The organism is Pedobacter xixiisoli (assembly GCF_900215335.1).
GTDB classification, from domain to species: domain Bacteria; phylum Bacteroidota; class Bacteroidia; order Sphingobacteriales; family Sphingobacteriaceae; genus Pedobacter; species Pedobacter xixiisoli.
The window spans coordinates 609,773-625,353 of sequence record NZ_OCMT01000001.1 but is presented as its reverse complement, the minus strand read 5'-3'; the positions used below and the strand labels follow the sequence as shown (position 1 = coordinate 625,353).

At 38.3% G+C, this 15,581-nt stretch carries 8 protein-coding genes; all 8 read right to left on the bottom strand.

The features are described from left to right. Positions 1-127: 127 nt before the first annotated feature. Positions 128-2,752, bottom strand: a complete 2,625-nt coding sequence (locus CRO54_RS02550) for a glycoside hydrolase family 3 C-terminal domain-containing protein (RefSeq protein WP_097128343.1) — start codon at positions 2,750-2,752, stop codon at positions 128-130. Positions 2,753-2,788: 36 nt separating this feature from the next. Beyond that, positions 2,789-3,832: a glycoside hydrolase family 43 protein gene (locus CRO54_RS02545; protein WP_097128341.1), complete on the bottom strand. Its 1,044-nt coding sequence runs from the start codon at positions 3,830-3,832 to the stop codon at positions 2,789-2,791. Between the two features lie 78 nt (positions 3,833-3,910). Continuing rightward, the gene (locus tag CRO54_RS02540) at positions 3,911-5,551 is read right to left on the bottom strand and encodes a DUF4957 domain-containing protein (RefSeq protein ID WP_097128339.1); all 1,641 of its coding nucleotides are present in this window, start codon (positions 5,549-5,551) and stop codon (positions 3,911-3,913) included. Positions 5,552-5,562: 11 nt separating this feature from the next. Continuing rightward, complete coding sequence (locus CRO54_RS02535; protein WP_097128337.1) at positions 5,563-7,404, bottom strand: RagB/SusD family nutrient uptake outer membrane protein; 1,842 nt, start codon at positions 7,402-7,404, stop codon at positions 5,563-5,565. A 17-nt stretch (positions 7,405-7,421) separates the two neighbouring features. Beyond that, positions 7,422-10,667, bottom strand: coding sequence for a SusC/RagA family TonB-linked outer membrane protein (locus CRO54_RS02530; protein ID WP_097129871.1), 3,246 nt, complete (start codon positions 10,665-10,667; stop codon positions 7,422-7,424). Positions 10,668-10,921: 254 nt separating this feature from the next. Beyond that, complete coding sequence (locus CRO54_RS02525) at positions 10,922-14,131, bottom strand: PAS domain-containing sensor histidine kinase (RefSeq protein ID WP_097128335.1); 3,210 nt, start codon at positions 14,129-14,131, stop codon at positions 10,922-10,924. 24 nt (positions 14,132-14,155) lie between these two features. Beyond that, positions 14,156-14,539 (bottom strand): response regulator, encoded by a 384-nt coding sequence (locus tag CRO54_RS02520; RefSeq protein WP_097128332.1) that lies wholly within the window; start codon positions 14,537-14,539, stop codon positions 14,156-14,158. Positions 14,540-14,623: 84 nt separating this feature from the next. Then, complete coding sequence (locus CRO54_RS02515) at positions 14,624-15,292, bottom strand: hypothetical protein (RefSeq protein ID WP_097128331.1); 669 nt, start codon at positions 15,290-15,292, stop codon at positions 14,624-14,626. Positions 15,293-15,581: the final 289 nt, after the last annotated feature.

The following is a 15,581-nucleotide window of genomic DNA, read 5'->3' as shown; positions in this document are numbered from 1 at the left end:
AAGCTAGGCTAAAGTACTTAATCATTTTCATAAATAAAAAACTAAATACAAATCAATGCAATCGGTACAAAATACAATGGGAGCTACTTTTTGAGTAACTCCCATCAAATAATGGTTGTCTAAAGAACTATCGAATTTGCAATAAACCTTTAACGATGTTGCTGGTAGTAGCATTGGGTTCATCAGGCTGGCCGCCGCCAACGCTAATTTCTAAAGCACCAACAATGGGTTGAACTTCACCTTTAGCAGTTACAAAAGTTAAATCTTCTGCAGCTATTTTAAATTTTAAGATTTTGCTTTCGCCAGCTTTCAATGAAACTCGCTCGAAACCTTTAAGTGATTTTAAAGAAGTTTTAATGGTTGTATTTTTATTTATGGCGTATACTTGAGCTACATCCTCTCCTGATAATTTTCCAGCATTGGTAACTCTTACGCTAATTTCAATCTCTTTTCCTTTAGCTGCTATTTCTGGTAATTTAAGTAAATCGTATTTGAAATTAGTGTAGCTTAAACCATAACCAAAACCGTAAAGCGGCTTGCCATCGAAATATCTGTAGGTACGATTATCCATCTTGTAATCAGAAAAATCTGTTAAATCGGCATCACTTTTATAGAAAGTAACTGGCAATTTACCTGAAGGGTTATAATCTCCAAAAAGAATATCAGCTACTGCCGCTCCCGCAGCCTGCCCACCATACCAAGCATTTAAAATTGCTGGAATATTTTCCGATTCCCAAGGTGTGGCGATGGCGCTACCGGTCATCATCACAAAAACAACTGGTTTCCCAGTAGATTTTAGCACTTTCATCAACTCTGTTTGCACTTTTGGTAATAAGATAGAAGTACGGTCGCCGCCGTTAAAACCTGGGTCTTCTACCCGCATTGCTTCGCCTTCTAACTGCGGAGAAATACCTCCAGCAAACACGAAGGCATCAGCATTTTTGTGTCTTTGAGCAATGGCGTTGAAATCAGTTTTGATGTAGTTACCGATGTTAAATTTTAAGGAAGCCGTAGCATCTGTTTGCCAGTATTCTATCACGAAATTATAACTTACGCCTTTCTTTACTTCCAGTTTGTAACGTTTCAATTCTCGTTTTCTAGTCGCCCAATTGTCAATCACTAACTTTCCATCCACATACAATTTGGCACCATTATCTGCTTCTAATTCTAAGGATAAACTTTGGTCTATATCGGATTTGAAAGTAGTTTTATAACGGGCGGAAAAATTTTGCGCAATTAAGTTTTTAATTACCTCTTCGCCTTCTTGCCAGTTATGGTTGATATTATCTTGTTGTCTTGTACCTGTTGGCTCTCCTTTTAATTCGATATTATTAAAATAATCGGCTTTATAACCGTTTTTTCCTTCGAAAGAAAAAGTTCCTTTCACACTTTTGTAATCCAACAATTCATCGGAAGTAAAAGTGATGGCCTGTTCGTAAACCACTTCGGTATTTGCGCCTAACTTATCTTTAATTCCTTGCACAACTGTAGACAATTTGGAAGGATTTCCATTGTAGTTCCCTAAAATAGAAATGGCGTTATCAGCGTTTGGACCAAGTACGACAATCTTTTTTAGATTTTTGCTCAACGGCAGTAGCCCGTCATTTTTCAACAACACCATAGATTGACGGGCCATCAACAAAGCGTGATCTTTATGTTCCTTGCTTTCTAAAACCGATACCGGTGTTTGTGCGTATTTCACCATTTCCACTGGGTCAAATAAGCCTAATTGGAACCTAATCATGAACAAGCGCTTCACCGAAACATCGATTTGGCTTTCTGCAATTTTCTTGTTTTTCACAGCCTCCACCAACGAAAGATAAACTCCTTTACCACATTCTACGTCAGTGCCATGCATTACCGCATCAATAGAAGCAGATTCTGCATCGGGATGAGTTTTATGTTTGGTAAAGAAATCTTCTATACCGGCACAATCTGAAGTTACATAACCTTTAAAGCCCCATTGGTTGCGTAAAATATCATTCATTAAAATATCGCTACCGCAGCAAGGCTGAGTTCTAAAAGCATTGTAGGCACACATTACACCTGCAACTTTCGAATCAATTACCAGCTTTTTAAAAGCGGGCAAGTAAGTATCCCATAAATCGTAAGCAGAAACATCAATATCAAAATGGTGGCGCAAAGGTTCTGGACCACTGTGTACTGCATAATGTTTAGCGCAAGCTGCTGCTTTTAGATATTTCGGGTCATCGCCCTGCAAACCTTTCACAAAAGCATCGCCCAGCATGGACGTTAAGTACGGATCTTCGCCGTAAGTTTCTTGTCCTCTGCCCCAACGTGGGTCACGGAAGATATTCACATTTGGTGTCCAATAGGTTAAACCTAAATAGCGTTTACCTTGTTTATTTGTAGCCAATACTTTATTATAAATCGCCCTACCTTCTAAAGCAGAATAATCGGCCATTTTAAACAAGGCATCTTTATTAAAAGTAGCTGCCATGCCAATAGCCTGCGGAAAAACGGTTACTGGAAATGGTGTACGAGCAACGCCATGCAGGGTTTCGTTCCACCAATCGTACATCGGGATTTGTAGGCGGGGAATGGCAGGAGCACTACTTACCATTTGCGCTACTTTTTCTTCCAAGGTTAAACGACCTACCAAATCATCTACCCGTTGTTGAAACGATAATTCGGGGTTTTGAAACGGGTATTTGTAAGTTTGTGCTTTTGCTGTTACAGACGACAACAACAGGTTTGCACCTAGGGCTACAAGGAGTGATATTTTTTTCATCTACGTTAATTGAAGGCGAAATCGGTTTTGCCTAATTTACTTTATAAATGGATTTACAGTTTGAATTACACCACTTTCAGAGATGTGGAGTGGCGCAATTTTTACGTTTCTTAAATGACTTTTGCCTGAGAGCTCGGTGTCGTGGTAAAACAGATAGAAATTACCTTTAATGTTAATAATAGAATGATGGGTTGTCCAACCTTGAACAGGGTTTAGTACTACGCCTTTGTAGGTAAATGGTCCATAGGGATTATCTCCTATGGCATAAACAATTTTGTGCGTACTGCCTGTGGAGTAAGTAAAGTAGTATTTGTTCTGATGTTTAAACACCCAAGCTCCTTCAAAAAATCGTCTATCCTGATCGCCAGTTAAAAGAGGTTTGCCGAATGAATCTAACAACACTACATCTTTTGGTTTTTCAGAGAACTCCAACATGTTAGATTTCAGCTTTGCTATCTTGCCCGTTAAAGCAACTTCATTTGCAGCTCTTACTTCTTTCCTTGTTTCATTTTTATCAAAAGTACCTGTAGCCCATTGTTGGAGCTGACCGCCCCAAATTCCGCCAAAGTACATATAGCTTTCACCATCATCGTCTTGAAAAACAGAAGGATCGATACTGAAACTGTCTTTGATAAAATTTGGCTGAGCTTTAAACAGACCAACGGGACTTTTACTTACCGCCACTCCCATTCTAAAAATTCCATTTTTATCCTTAGCAGGAAAATAGAGATAATATTTACCATTTTTTGCGGCTGCATCTGGCGCCCACAATTGCCTATCGGCCCATGGCACATCTTTTAAATCTAACGCTACGCCATGGTCTATAACTTTTCCCCCAATGCTATCCATACTGAATACATGGTAATCTCGCATATCAAAATGGTCGCCATTTGTATTGGGCTTATCCGTAGCAATATCATGCGATGGATAGATGTAGATTTTACCATTAAACACATGCGCAGAAGGATCTGCAGTATAAATATGGCTGATGATGGGTTGATGCGCATATTTTTTATCCAATTTTTGGGCAAAAGTAAAATTAGAAAGGAACAGCAATGTTAAAATGTTTAATCTATGCATCATTAGATTTTCAAATAGTACAACAATATGTAAACAAAATGGATATCCCAGCTTAAAGGAATATCCATTTTGTTGTGATTAATAAATCCACCTAGGATCTCCAATAGGAGAACTTTTAGTACTTGCAGTACGCAATGGAGAAGGATTTGGAATCTTGAAATCTACCGTAGTATATACCCAATTAAGATTTTCGGATAGATTATTGGCCTGAACCGTAATGTTACTCGGAAAGTTAAGGTTGGCGCCAGTGCCAGAGGCCTTAAAGTTAAAGACGTTATTATTGCTAAATACAACTCCAGAACCTGCGCCTGTAGCTCTTAAAGCATCGGCATTTACGGTAGCTCCAGATCTAGGAACGTTTGTAATGATGTTGTTTGTAAAATTAAACCTAACAGGGTTTGAGCCCGCATCCATTAGGGCGTAATGATTACTAGCTCCGAAATTATTGAAAGTGCAGTAATCGATGTTAATAGTTGCATTATTGCTAGGAATTACTGTAGAACACGTTAAAAATGCTCTACCAATATTGTAAAGCGTAGAATTTTTAACATTCAATGTATTAAACTGTAATTTATCCAAGTGAAGGAAATGATAGCCTAACGTACTGCCGATGTCGTAAATTAGCGAATAGTTAATGGTGATGTTATCCATCTTATAAGAACCTGCAGAAGCACCCCTATTGGCACGGAAAAGACTTGTGGTAGCATTGTGTACAATGCAATTGTAGATAGATATGGGCTCAAAATTTGCAACATCGGCATTGTTATTTCCGCTTACTAGGTTTAGGAAGTAAAGAGATGCCGAAGCAGCACCATCGAGTTCTACCCCATCAAACTTTATTCCGGCTCCTGTGCCATTTAACACAAATTCTTTAAAGTTAATTTTTGTGTTAGTAGGCTCTCCAGAAATTGACCTCAACGTAATGGACTTTTGATCGATTTGAAAGTTACTTGTACCCGCACTATAAGTACCTGGATTAAGACCTATAATTGCATTATTTGGGGCAGCAGTTACAGCCGCAACTAAATCATCTCCTGGGTTTAACACTGCGTGATAGGTCACTGCAGCCCGAGTAGCAAACTCTAGATATCCTTTGCTCTTAGTTCCTTCAAAAATTTCTGCCTGATAAGCCGTTCCAGCTTCGAGGCCTGTAATTACAGTTAAGCCATCATTTCCATTAATCACATGATCTGTAGATGCCCCGTCTTTCTTAGTAATTACAATCTTATTTAAAATAGAACTTTTTATCCAATTAAACCTAGCTTGTGTTTCACGTACTTTCGGCTCGTAAAGAGGTAAAAAATATTGCTCTCCTGTAATTGTAAATGACCTACTTACCATCCAATTAGACTCTGGCTGTCCATTTGTGGATAAAGCCTTAACTCTCACATAGTATTTCTTTCTAACCTTTATTTTCTCTTCTCCAACGGTAAGACCAGCAGTATCTACCTGCATGGTAAACTCGGATGTTGCAAAGGTAGAATCTTGCGAAAATTCTGCTGCGTAGCTCAACTTTAAATTAGAGGTAAGCAAAGGGGCCGTCCAAGTAATTTTCGCAGAGGTTTCGGCAGCTCTTACGGTGATACCCGAAGGTTTAAAAATTCTTGGAGCTTCTAATCCTTCGTTAGGATCGCTCTTTTTGCAAGAATAAATTGCGGTGGATAAAATTACTGCCAGCAGTAGATACCATCCATTTTTAAAAAATATTTTTGTCTTCATTGCAAAGTATTTTAGTAACCGAAATTTTGTTCAGTTTTAGTGTTATACAACAATACATTTTGGTGGAAAGGAAAAACCTCTTTCTTGTTCGCCTCAAAGAAAGTGGCAAAACCGGTAGAACCTCCCGTTATATACTCCTCATTAATTGAGGCTCTCCAAGCTTTTGTAACATAACCAGAATTAGTGGCTGGGGTACCTGCATTGGGTTGATATAACGTAACATTAGGAGAACCTCCAAAGGTATCTAAAGTAGCAAACTCTTGCGTAGAAGTTACTAGATTGTACGCTGCTGGTTTACTGTAAACATTTAGAGGCACATTTGCGTAAGCGCCTGTTCCATTCATTAATTCCCTTAGTTTTGTCCTTGTTTCTGCAAACTTGGCAGCCATGATGTTCCAACGAATCAAATCGTATTTTCTAATCGACTCTCCGCCGAATTCTAACAATCGCTCCTTCACGATAGCGTTAAAAAAACCGGTGTAATCTGCTGGGATTACAGGTATCATATCAGGACGAGCGGCGTAAGCCCTTTCTCTTACTTCTCTCAATGCGGCAACAGCTTCAACGCTCGGTGCTCCATTAACCTCGTTATCAGCTTCGGCATACATCAAAAGAACGTCAGCAAATCTAATTACTGGCCAGTTTACGGCTAGTGTTTGAATTGGTCCGGTGTGTGTAGTCCAAGATTTTCTAAATTTGGCATCGGTCATGTTATTTAATGTATTCATCACCTTTTGGTTGTTGGCATCTATTTCGTAAGAACCAATAGTTACGTCGCGTCTTACATCGTATAACTGGTCAAACTCATAAAAATATGTAGCAATAGCCATGATACCCCCACCTCCTTGGCCAAAACGAGAAGCTCCATTTAAACGCAAACCATTGTAATAACCCAATTTGGTATCAGTACGAGAGCCAGCGCCGTAAGCACCAACTTCAAACATCAATTCGTTTTGGGTGTCGATACGAGTAGAGGTATGTAACGACTTAAATATATTCTCATACACTGGATTTAAGGTATGATAATTTCGATTTTGCATTAAATCCTTGCATTCATCTAATGCTATTTGATAGTATTTTTTGTAATCTGCACTTCGGGTCATAGTATGGCTTTGTTTATCCATCATATAGCCACCTCTAAATAATGCTATACGAGCTCTAAGCGCCTTTATCCCTCCTTTAGTCCATCTAGAACTCACATATTCTTCTGGCTTAGCAGCTACCAATGGCGAACCCTCTTTTATCCAAGGCACTAAAGCTTCTGCTTCCTTTAAATCAGCGAGCAACTTGTCTAAAATCTCAGTTCCTGCAGTAACTGGTACATCCCATACCTGAGTATCGCCAGAAGGCTCCCATTGCGATACCACATTACCCCAGTTTCTAACTAAGATAAAATAGTAAAGAGCTCTAAGTGTCAAAGCTTCGCCCAAATATTTACCCATCTGTGCCTTGCTTGATGAGCCATCAGCATATAGATCTGAGCTACGGATACCTTTGATACAAATATTTGCTCTTTCAATTCCCGTATATAATTGCTTAAATCCGCCTTCGAGCTCGCCATTTTCCTTATTGGCACCATACATACTGATACCTCTACGATCTTGAGCACTGTAACTTCCAGAAGTTTTAAAATCATCTGCAGAAAGTGACCAAACAGTTCCTTCTTTAGTAATGCCATTGTCTCCCGGCAAAAGATTGTATACGCCAATAATAGCAGTATTGGTATTAGATACGCTACCGAATGTTGCATTAAATGAGATGGTTGACGGGTTTTCCAACTCTAAATATTTTTTACATGAACTACCTACAACTGTAAGCAATAACACAAATGATATTTTATAAATCGATTTCATTTTCAATTAACTTTTGGTTAAAAACTCACTTCTAATCCTGCTAACAAGAAACGGCTTCTTGGATAAGCGGCGTAATCTACACCTGGAGTAAGAGGGCTACGGCGTGTATTGGCTTCTGGGTCATATCCAGAATATTTGGTAAAGGTGTATAAGTTGTTAACCGTGGCATAAACACGAAACCTAGAAAACACTTTGGTTCTGTTCAGCAAGCTTTGTGGAAGTGAATAGCCTAAAGTGATGTTACTGATACGCAAGAATGATCCGTCTTCTATGGCATAAGAGGTAAGAATGTATTGTCCTCCAGCTGGTGTCCAAAATGATGTATTTTTATTCATTTCGGCCAACTGATTTGGTTCTGTTACCTTCTGCCCCTTATCATCAAACCATCTCCATCTATTAGCTACATCAGCCAACATGTTATTGTCTTTGTAAAGATATTGACCAGTGAATTCAGTTTTGTTAGCATTATAGGTTTCGTTACCTACCGAAAAGTTCATAAATACACTTAAATCAAAATTTTTGTAGCGAAATTGTTGGTTAATACCACCGGCAAACGATGGAAAAGCATTTCCCAAGACGGTTTTATCCGCTTCTGTAATCAAATCGCCAGCTGTATTAGAAAGCTTCTTCAATTTCATATCTCCTGGTTGTGGATCCTTACTGCCCAACGCCACCTCTCTAGAATTAGGAATACCTGGTTTTAGTTTATATGAATAGGTATTAGCTGTAGCATTATAGGTTACATCAAAATCTTTAATTTCATATCTTCCATCACTTATATAACCATAGTACTGGCCTACCGGACCGCCTACTTGCACCAAGAAATCTAATCCGTTGATACCTCCCGATGATGCGGGATAAGAATTGTTTGGATTACCGTACTGATCCAAACCTAAGCTTACAATGTTATTTTTGTTAAAAGCAACGTTGGCACTGATATTATAGCTGAAATTTTTGTTTTCTACTGCCAAACCACTTAACTGCACTTCTATACCTTTATTTGAAGTCTTGCCAATGTTTTGTTGTTGGCTATCCCAGCCTGTAGTTGGCGGAACTTTAGCAGTAAGCAAAAGATCTTTAGTATTGTTACTATAGAAATCTATGGTAGCATTTAAGCGATTTTTGAAAAAAGCAAAATCTAACCCCAAATTTCTAGAAATAGTAGTTTCCCATCTAATTATTGGATTAGGCAATACATTTGGTGCAAAACCTGGTGTAACGGCATCGCCCACTGCATAACCGTAGTTACTTCCGCCCAAAAAAAGTGTAGTCCATTGGTCTGCATTAATTCTATTGTTACCACCTGCACCGTAACTAGCCCTAATTTTAAAATCGTTAAACCAATTAAGGTCAAGTTTTTTAAAGAAATCTTCCCTACTAACCCTCCAAGCTACTTGCCCAGATGGAAACATCGCAGATCTATAACCATTTGCGAATAAAGACGAAGCATCATTTCTAATTATAAAAGAAGCTAAATAACGATCTTTGTAGTTATAGGAAGCTCGTCCGAACAAAGAGAACAATCTTGTTTGGCCTTCTGAAGTTGTAGGTGCATCTTGTACTGCTCCATTTGGTGGCGTAGCTTTCTGTATACCTGCTAAAGCTTGTTCTGGAGTTAAATCTACAGGCAACCATTTAATGGTAGCACCATAATTGCGTACTTTACTTTGGTTGATTTCTTGACCAACTAAAAAGTTAAAGCTATGATCTTTATTGATCTTAAAATCATAAGCTAAAGTGTTTGTGTTAATTATAGCTAAGGTTGAACCATTTGCTAAACTTACCACAGGCAAATTCGAATTTTGGCGAGCAATACCAGTTACTGAACTGTTGTATTGGTCGTTTCTTCTGTCGGTAACTGTTACACCTACTAGGGTTCTCAGTGTTAAGCCTTTAACAAAAGAATATTGTGCATATCCGCTGGTAATAAATTGATTGTTATAATCGTTCTTGGTTACCGAAGCAGCCCCCAGCACAGGATTAATTAAATTGGTTTGCTGTGCATAATTTGGGTCAAAATCATCTACAAATGTTTCCTGTCCTGGTTCATCGTAAGGACGATAACGCACCGCATTTCTTAAACTGTTGTTACTTTGCGAACCCGAATTTGATGTCCCTGCGCCCCAAACCAGTTGGCGACTGTATCTCGCATTAAAACCAACACGAAATTTATCGGAAGCGGTATTATCAAAACGAAACGACATATAGGTTCTTTTAGCTCCAGAATTGAGCATAATTCCGTTTTCCTTATAATTATTAACGTTTAAGTTATAATTAGAAGTTTTTGAGCCGCCCGTAATGGTTAAGTTTTCTGTATGTGACCAAGCATCCTGACCAAATACTCTATCTTGCCAATCGCTAAAAGGAATATTTTTGTAGATATCCAAATCATCAAATGCGCCATATGTTTTTACAAATCCATCTTTAGTTGTTTGGTCTGTGTTGTTATTGTACAATTGATATTGGTACATTACAAAATCATAAGGCAACATCACATCTAGTTGGTTGGTAATTTTGCGTACACCTCCAAAAACATTAAGAGAAACAGTTGTCCTTGCATTTTTTCCAGATTTAGTAGTAATGATGACCACACCATTGGCTCCCCTAGCGCCGTAAATAGCTGTAGAAGCTACATCTTTTAACACATCTATGGATTGTATCTCTTGCGGTGAAATTACCGATAACGCATTTTCAACTTGTACGCCATCTACTATATATAGTGGTGAATTATCACCTGTAATTGACCCACCGCCCCTTACTCTGATGGTTATTTCTGCACCAGGCTTACCTTCTGATGCGATTACCGAAACTCCCGCTAACTTTCCAGCTAAGGCTTCTGCAGCTGTTGCCACTGGAAAATCTTTCAAATCTCTGGCACTTACCGAAGATACCGAACCCGTTACCGCATCTTTGGAAACTGTTGCATAACCGATGTTTACTACCTGTACTTCTTTCAGCATGGAGGCTTCATCTTCTAATAAGGTAATACTTAAATCTTTTTGATTGGTAACAACTGTTTCTGCTGGTTTGTAGCCTAGGTAACGTGCTACAATGGTAATGCTACCACTGGTTGGAATACTGATTTTAAATCTTCCGTCCGAATCGGTCTGTACTTGTGTTTGGGTTCCTTTAACGGTAACGGTAACCCCTACAAGCACTTCCTTTTCGGCATCAACAACTCTACCTGTAATTGTTCTGTTTTGAGCTCTTATCTGAGCACAGCATAACAACAGGAAAACTGCTTGAAGTATAACTCCTTTCATAACTTGGTTAGTTTTTGAGCCATAACAGAAGAGTTTCTGTTGTAGCCTTTGGTTTAACAATTTATATTTAGTTAGCGCTAATCGCCTTTTAAAGCTGCATTAGCTAACACAAACATAAAAATGCCCCAAGTGTAGCGAGTTCAAAAATTGATTAAAGAGGTTTAAAATCTGATAAAAATGCTTTGATGACTACAAAAAGCCATGATAACTCATTTTTAAATAAGATAATTTTTCAGGAATAGAAACAAAGGAAATTAGTTGGAAGCAACACAAGGTAACGAAAACCAGAACGTACTGCCCTTTCCCAATTCGGAGTCTACCCAAATTTTACCTTTGTGCCTCGAAATAATTTCATGCGACAAATATAAGCCAATGCCTAGACCAGAAATATTTGGCGTTGCTTCATCTACACGATAAAAACGCGAAAAAAGATTCTTGATTTTGTCTGCGGCAATTCCTAATCCAAAGTCGGTAATGCCTACTAAAACTTCGTCCTTTACTTGCGATAATTTTACTTCTATTTTATTGGTACCTGGAGAATATTTTATTGCGTTGGATAGTAGGTTAATCACCACTTGTTCAATCCGTTGGCCATCTCCTTCTACCATGCATAAGTCTGGCGCATCCAAAAGTACAATTTCGTAATCTTGGGTGGTGTTTTTAATCAGCTCTACTGCATCTTCCACTACAGTTTTAAGGTCAAAACTGGAGATAGTAAGCTTTAATTTACCTGCTTCAATTTTAGAAACATCTAGTAAGTCGTTAACTAAGGATGTTATTTTTCTTACTTGCAAAGACGCTTTACCTAAAAATTTTTGTGCAGAAAGGTCTTTCACCAAACGATTAAGAATTTGCAAATAACCATTGATACTTGCCAGCGGTGTTTTCAGTTCGTGACTTGCCAAACCAATAAACTCGTCTTTTTTATCGTTAAGTTCTAATACTTTCTCGTAAAGCATCGCATTATCAACACCAATGGCTGCCTGGCTAGCAATAGCAACCACCAAACTCTCGTGTTCTGCGGTAAATCTAGCTGGTTCTGGGTGACCAAAAAACAAGCCTCCAATCACTTTTCCAGAACGTGAAATCACTGGAACTGCCAAGTAACTAACTACCGGCAAATGTCCCTTTGGCATACCACGGTACGGACGGTTTTTTCCGTAACGAGGGTCTTGGGTAATATCATCTACTCTTACTACACCTTCTCCTGCAAAAGTAGGATGAAAAACAGCGGTATCTCTGGGCATACCAAACTGCTCAAAAGCCTCTTTAGAAGCTCCAGAAAGTGTATACAACAAATATGAATCGCCATTTTCATCTGTTCTGTTGTAGAAAAAAGCACCAAACTTAGCCCCAGTCAATTCAGTAGATGCATCAGTTACTTTCTGTAAAATACTGTTGAGGTCTAACTCTTCTGAAATGGCATTACTCACCATATTCATTACTTCCAAACGTTCGGTATACCGTAAAGTAGCCGCTCTAGCGTCTACTTGGGCACTAATATCCCTAGCAATTTTAGAAGCACCAATTACCTTTCTATTTATATCTACAATAGGAGAAACGGTAATAGACAACTGCAATTCAGTACCATCTTTTGCTAATCTTACAGTATCAAAATGGTCTACATTATTTCCTTTACGTATTTGAGAAATGATATAATCTTCCTCATCTAGCCTATTTTTTGGAATAACCAAAGAGATATGTTTTCCAATAGCCTCATCTGCGCTGTAGCCAAACTTACGTTCTGCAGCTCCATTCCAGCTGGTTATAGTTCCATCTAATTGCTTACTGATAATGATATCGTCAGAAGAATTGACGATAGCTGCTAACCTGGCCTGTTTTTCGGCAACTTCACGAACTCTTAATTCTGCGTATTGCTGATCGGTAACATCCAGAACAGTACCTATAAAACGTGATGGCTTTCCTTTTTCATCAAAATATACTTTTCCCTTGGCACGTACCCATCTTAATTTCTCTGTATTTGGACCTATTGTACGAAACAATACATCATATTCGCCGCCGCCCAGTCCTTCGTAAAGTGTTTGCTCTACAATTTTTGTAATTCTATCACGGTCATCGATATGAAGTCCCTGCACAAAATCTCTTTCGTAATTAACTTCACCTTGCTGCGCTGCACCAAATAATTCTCTACAACGCGAATCCCATTGCAAAACATTATTAACTACATCTAAATCGAAGGTCCCCAACTGTCCTGCTTCTTTAGCTAATTTAGTTTGCTCGTATGCTCTTTCTAATTCCCTACGAGCTAAAACTTGGTCAGTTACATCTACAGAGATCGCTAACATTCCCAAAATTTCTCCATCTACCCCTCGGTAAGCTTTACAAACAAAATTCAAATAGAAAACTTTAGCTTCACCATCATGATTGAGAATTATGGGTCTTTCTGTGGCTTGGTAAGTTTTTCCAGTTTCGTAAACTTTCTTCAGATCTTCGGCTAATCCCTTTTCCCAAGTATCTGGCAACACTTCAAAAAGTGGTTTACCGATTACTTCGTCATGATTTCTATCCCAAACTTCCAACATAGAAGCGTTAGATAAGGCTACCTTATGCAATGGTCCTAGCAACAAACACATGGCAACCGGTGCCTGAGCAATCATATTGCGGAATTCATTGCCACTGTTTTCTATCTGCTGTTTTACCACCACTAAATCGGTAACATCAGCAGCGGTACTCATTACCCCATAGATATTTCCGTGGATATCGTGCAGTGGTGTGAAACTGTAATTGAAATAAGAGGTTTTGAGCTCTCCATCAACCATCAAATCTATCTGCTGGTTACGGGCATGAAAAGGAATTCCTGTATCAAAAACATGCTCCAGCTGCGAATAAATTAATTGAGCTTCCAATTCGGGCAATATTTCACGGTAATTTTTACCGATAACATCATTTCCCTTGCCCCAAACGGCAATAATTGCATCGTTAGCTTGCGCAATTTTCATCTCTCTTCCTACATACACTCCAATAGGAAAAGGTGCACTGGCAACCATTTCATTGATTTGCTGTTTTCTATCGTTAATGATATTATCAGCAGAAGTATTATTTTTAGTTTGTCCAATACCTAAAACACCACAAGTGTTGCCAAGGTGATCTCTCAATGGACTTACATTTACCTGTAAATCTTCTAAAAACTCAGCACTATTTAAGTTAGAAAATAAGGTCCAATCACCGGCTAAACACTTTTCAATAGGCTGCCCCATTTCATTGGGTTGGTAGGCAAGTTTAAAAGCATCATTATAAAAAAGCAAATGTCTTTCTCCCCAACAAACAAATGCCGGAACATTACTTAACAGCACCATAGACAAGGCTTGCTTTAAAGCATTAGACCAATTTTGCGGAATACCCAAAGGAGATAAATTCCAATCTGCAGCTAGAATAAGCTGTGCGGAATCACCACCTCCCTGCAGGAAAGCTAAATCTACTGTATTTGCCGTTGTAACTATCATAGATGGGGATGAAGGTATATTTTGCTATTGATGTGACGATTTATCTACCAATTCTATTGCCATCGATAGTAAGTCGTCAAACTCGAACGGCTTCGGCATAAAACTATCAGCTCCTGCTCTAGCAGCAATTTCTTTCACATCGTTATTTGCGGATATATATATGACCGGAATCCGCTTTAAATCAGGGTCGGCTTTTAGCAATTTAACGGCAACTTCTCCGCCCACACTGGGAATCCAGTTGTCCATTAAAATCAAATCTGGTGCAGCCTGCTTAACTTTAGCTACCACATCATCACAGTTTGAAAAAGATTCTACAACGCATCCAGCGTCTTCAAATAAAAAACGAAAAATAGTTAGTAAGTCTTGGTCATCATCAAAAACTACCACTCTTTTAGCGGCTAATCCCATATTGTTTGTTCGGTTATATTCAAATAACGTCAATTTAAGTCCGATAAAGAAAATAAATTGACAATTTTGTGCTAACCAAATGTATTATTTCTCCAAACAATTAGGTGCAGGTGCTTTCCAATATTTAGCCAGTAGGCGATAAGATTTATCTATAGGCTTTACATTTTCACAATTTAACTCCTTATTAGCCACCTCTGCAGGGTTAGGATTTATTCCTGCATGTAAACGGATTTCATATTTTTTCTCTAAACACTTGATAGATTTCCCATCAGCAAGGTAAATTCTTTCTTCAGTAATTTTATCTTTTGTAGCACCTTCTGGCCCACTATCAAACGACCAAGATAAGCTCCAACGATGAGCGAAGAAAGCTGAACCATCTTTAATGTAATAGCGGTCTTTCATTTCATTATGGTCGTACTCAGCGTAAGAGTGAACAATCATTTTCAAATCTCCATTTTGAGAAAAATAAGTTACTGTGCCGCTTTTTTCTCCATTGCAATTGTACTTAAAAGAGGTAGAATCTAATTTTCCACTTTCATGAGCGGCAGTAATTGCTCCGTAGGCATTTTGAATTTGCTCCACAGTAGTGAGCTTAGCTTCGGTAGCTGAAGCTTTTGGTGGAGATAAAGGCACACTGTCTTCATAAGTTAAAACTTTTTCATCTGTTTCTTGCTTAGTATTTGATGTACAAGAAAACAGAACACTTAACAATACCAGCAAAAGGCAGTTTTTAAAATTGATTTGATAAGTCATATCACCTTAACAAATGCGAGGCAAGTTTTGTTGAATGATTGCATAAAAAAGTATTTCGGAATAAGGACTAGTCTTAAGAATGCTGGCTTCGTAGTATAAAGTGCTATTTTATGTTCAGTTTTCGGACTCTAGATACATTTTTATTTCTTTTTAAAAAAAGAAAGCATACTCTAAAAAGGGAAATAAACAAGAGTAAGTATTCCCATCATCCTTACCTCATTCATTTCCCTAAAACATAACAATAAGAATAATCTACTGTTTAGCGAGTTTTAAAAACACGTATGTAGCG

What these genes read in the sequence shown, in the direction of transcription:
- CRO54_RS02550 (WP_097128343.1), bottom strand. Translation starts at nt 2,752, where the DNA reads ATGAAAAAAATATCACTCCTTGTAGCCCTAGGTGCAAACCTGTTGTTG.
- CRO54_RS02545 (WP_097128341.1), bottom strand. Translation starts at nt 3,832, where the DNA reads ATGCATAGATTAAACATTTTAACATTGCTGTTCCTTTCTAATTTTACT.
- CRO54_RS02540 (WP_097128339.1), bottom strand. Translation starts at nt 5,551, where the DNA reads ATGAAGACAAAAATATTTTTTAAAAATGGATGGTATCTACTGCTGGCA.
- CRO54_RS02535 (WP_097128337.1), bottom strand. Translation starts at nt 7,404, where the DNA reads ATGAAATCGATTTATAAAATATCATTTGTGTTATTGCTTACAGTTGTA.
- CRO54_RS02530 (WP_097129871.1), bottom strand. Translation starts at nt 10,667, where the DNA reads ATGAAAGGAGTTATACTTCAAGCAGTTTTCCTGTTGTTATGCTGTGCT.
- CRO54_RS02525 (WP_097128335.1), bottom strand. Translation starts at nt 14,131, where the DNA reads ATGATAGTTACAACGGCAAATACAGTAGATTTAGCTTTCCTGCAGGGA.
- CRO54_RS02520 (WP_097128332.1), bottom strand. Translation starts at nt 14,539, where the DNA reads ATGGGATTAGCCGCTAAAAGAGTGGTAGTTTTTGATGATGACCAAGAC.
- CRO54_RS02515 (WP_097128331.1), bottom strand. Translation starts at nt 15,292, where the DNA reads ATGACTTATCAAATCAATTTTAAAAACTGCCTTTTGCTGGTATTGTTA.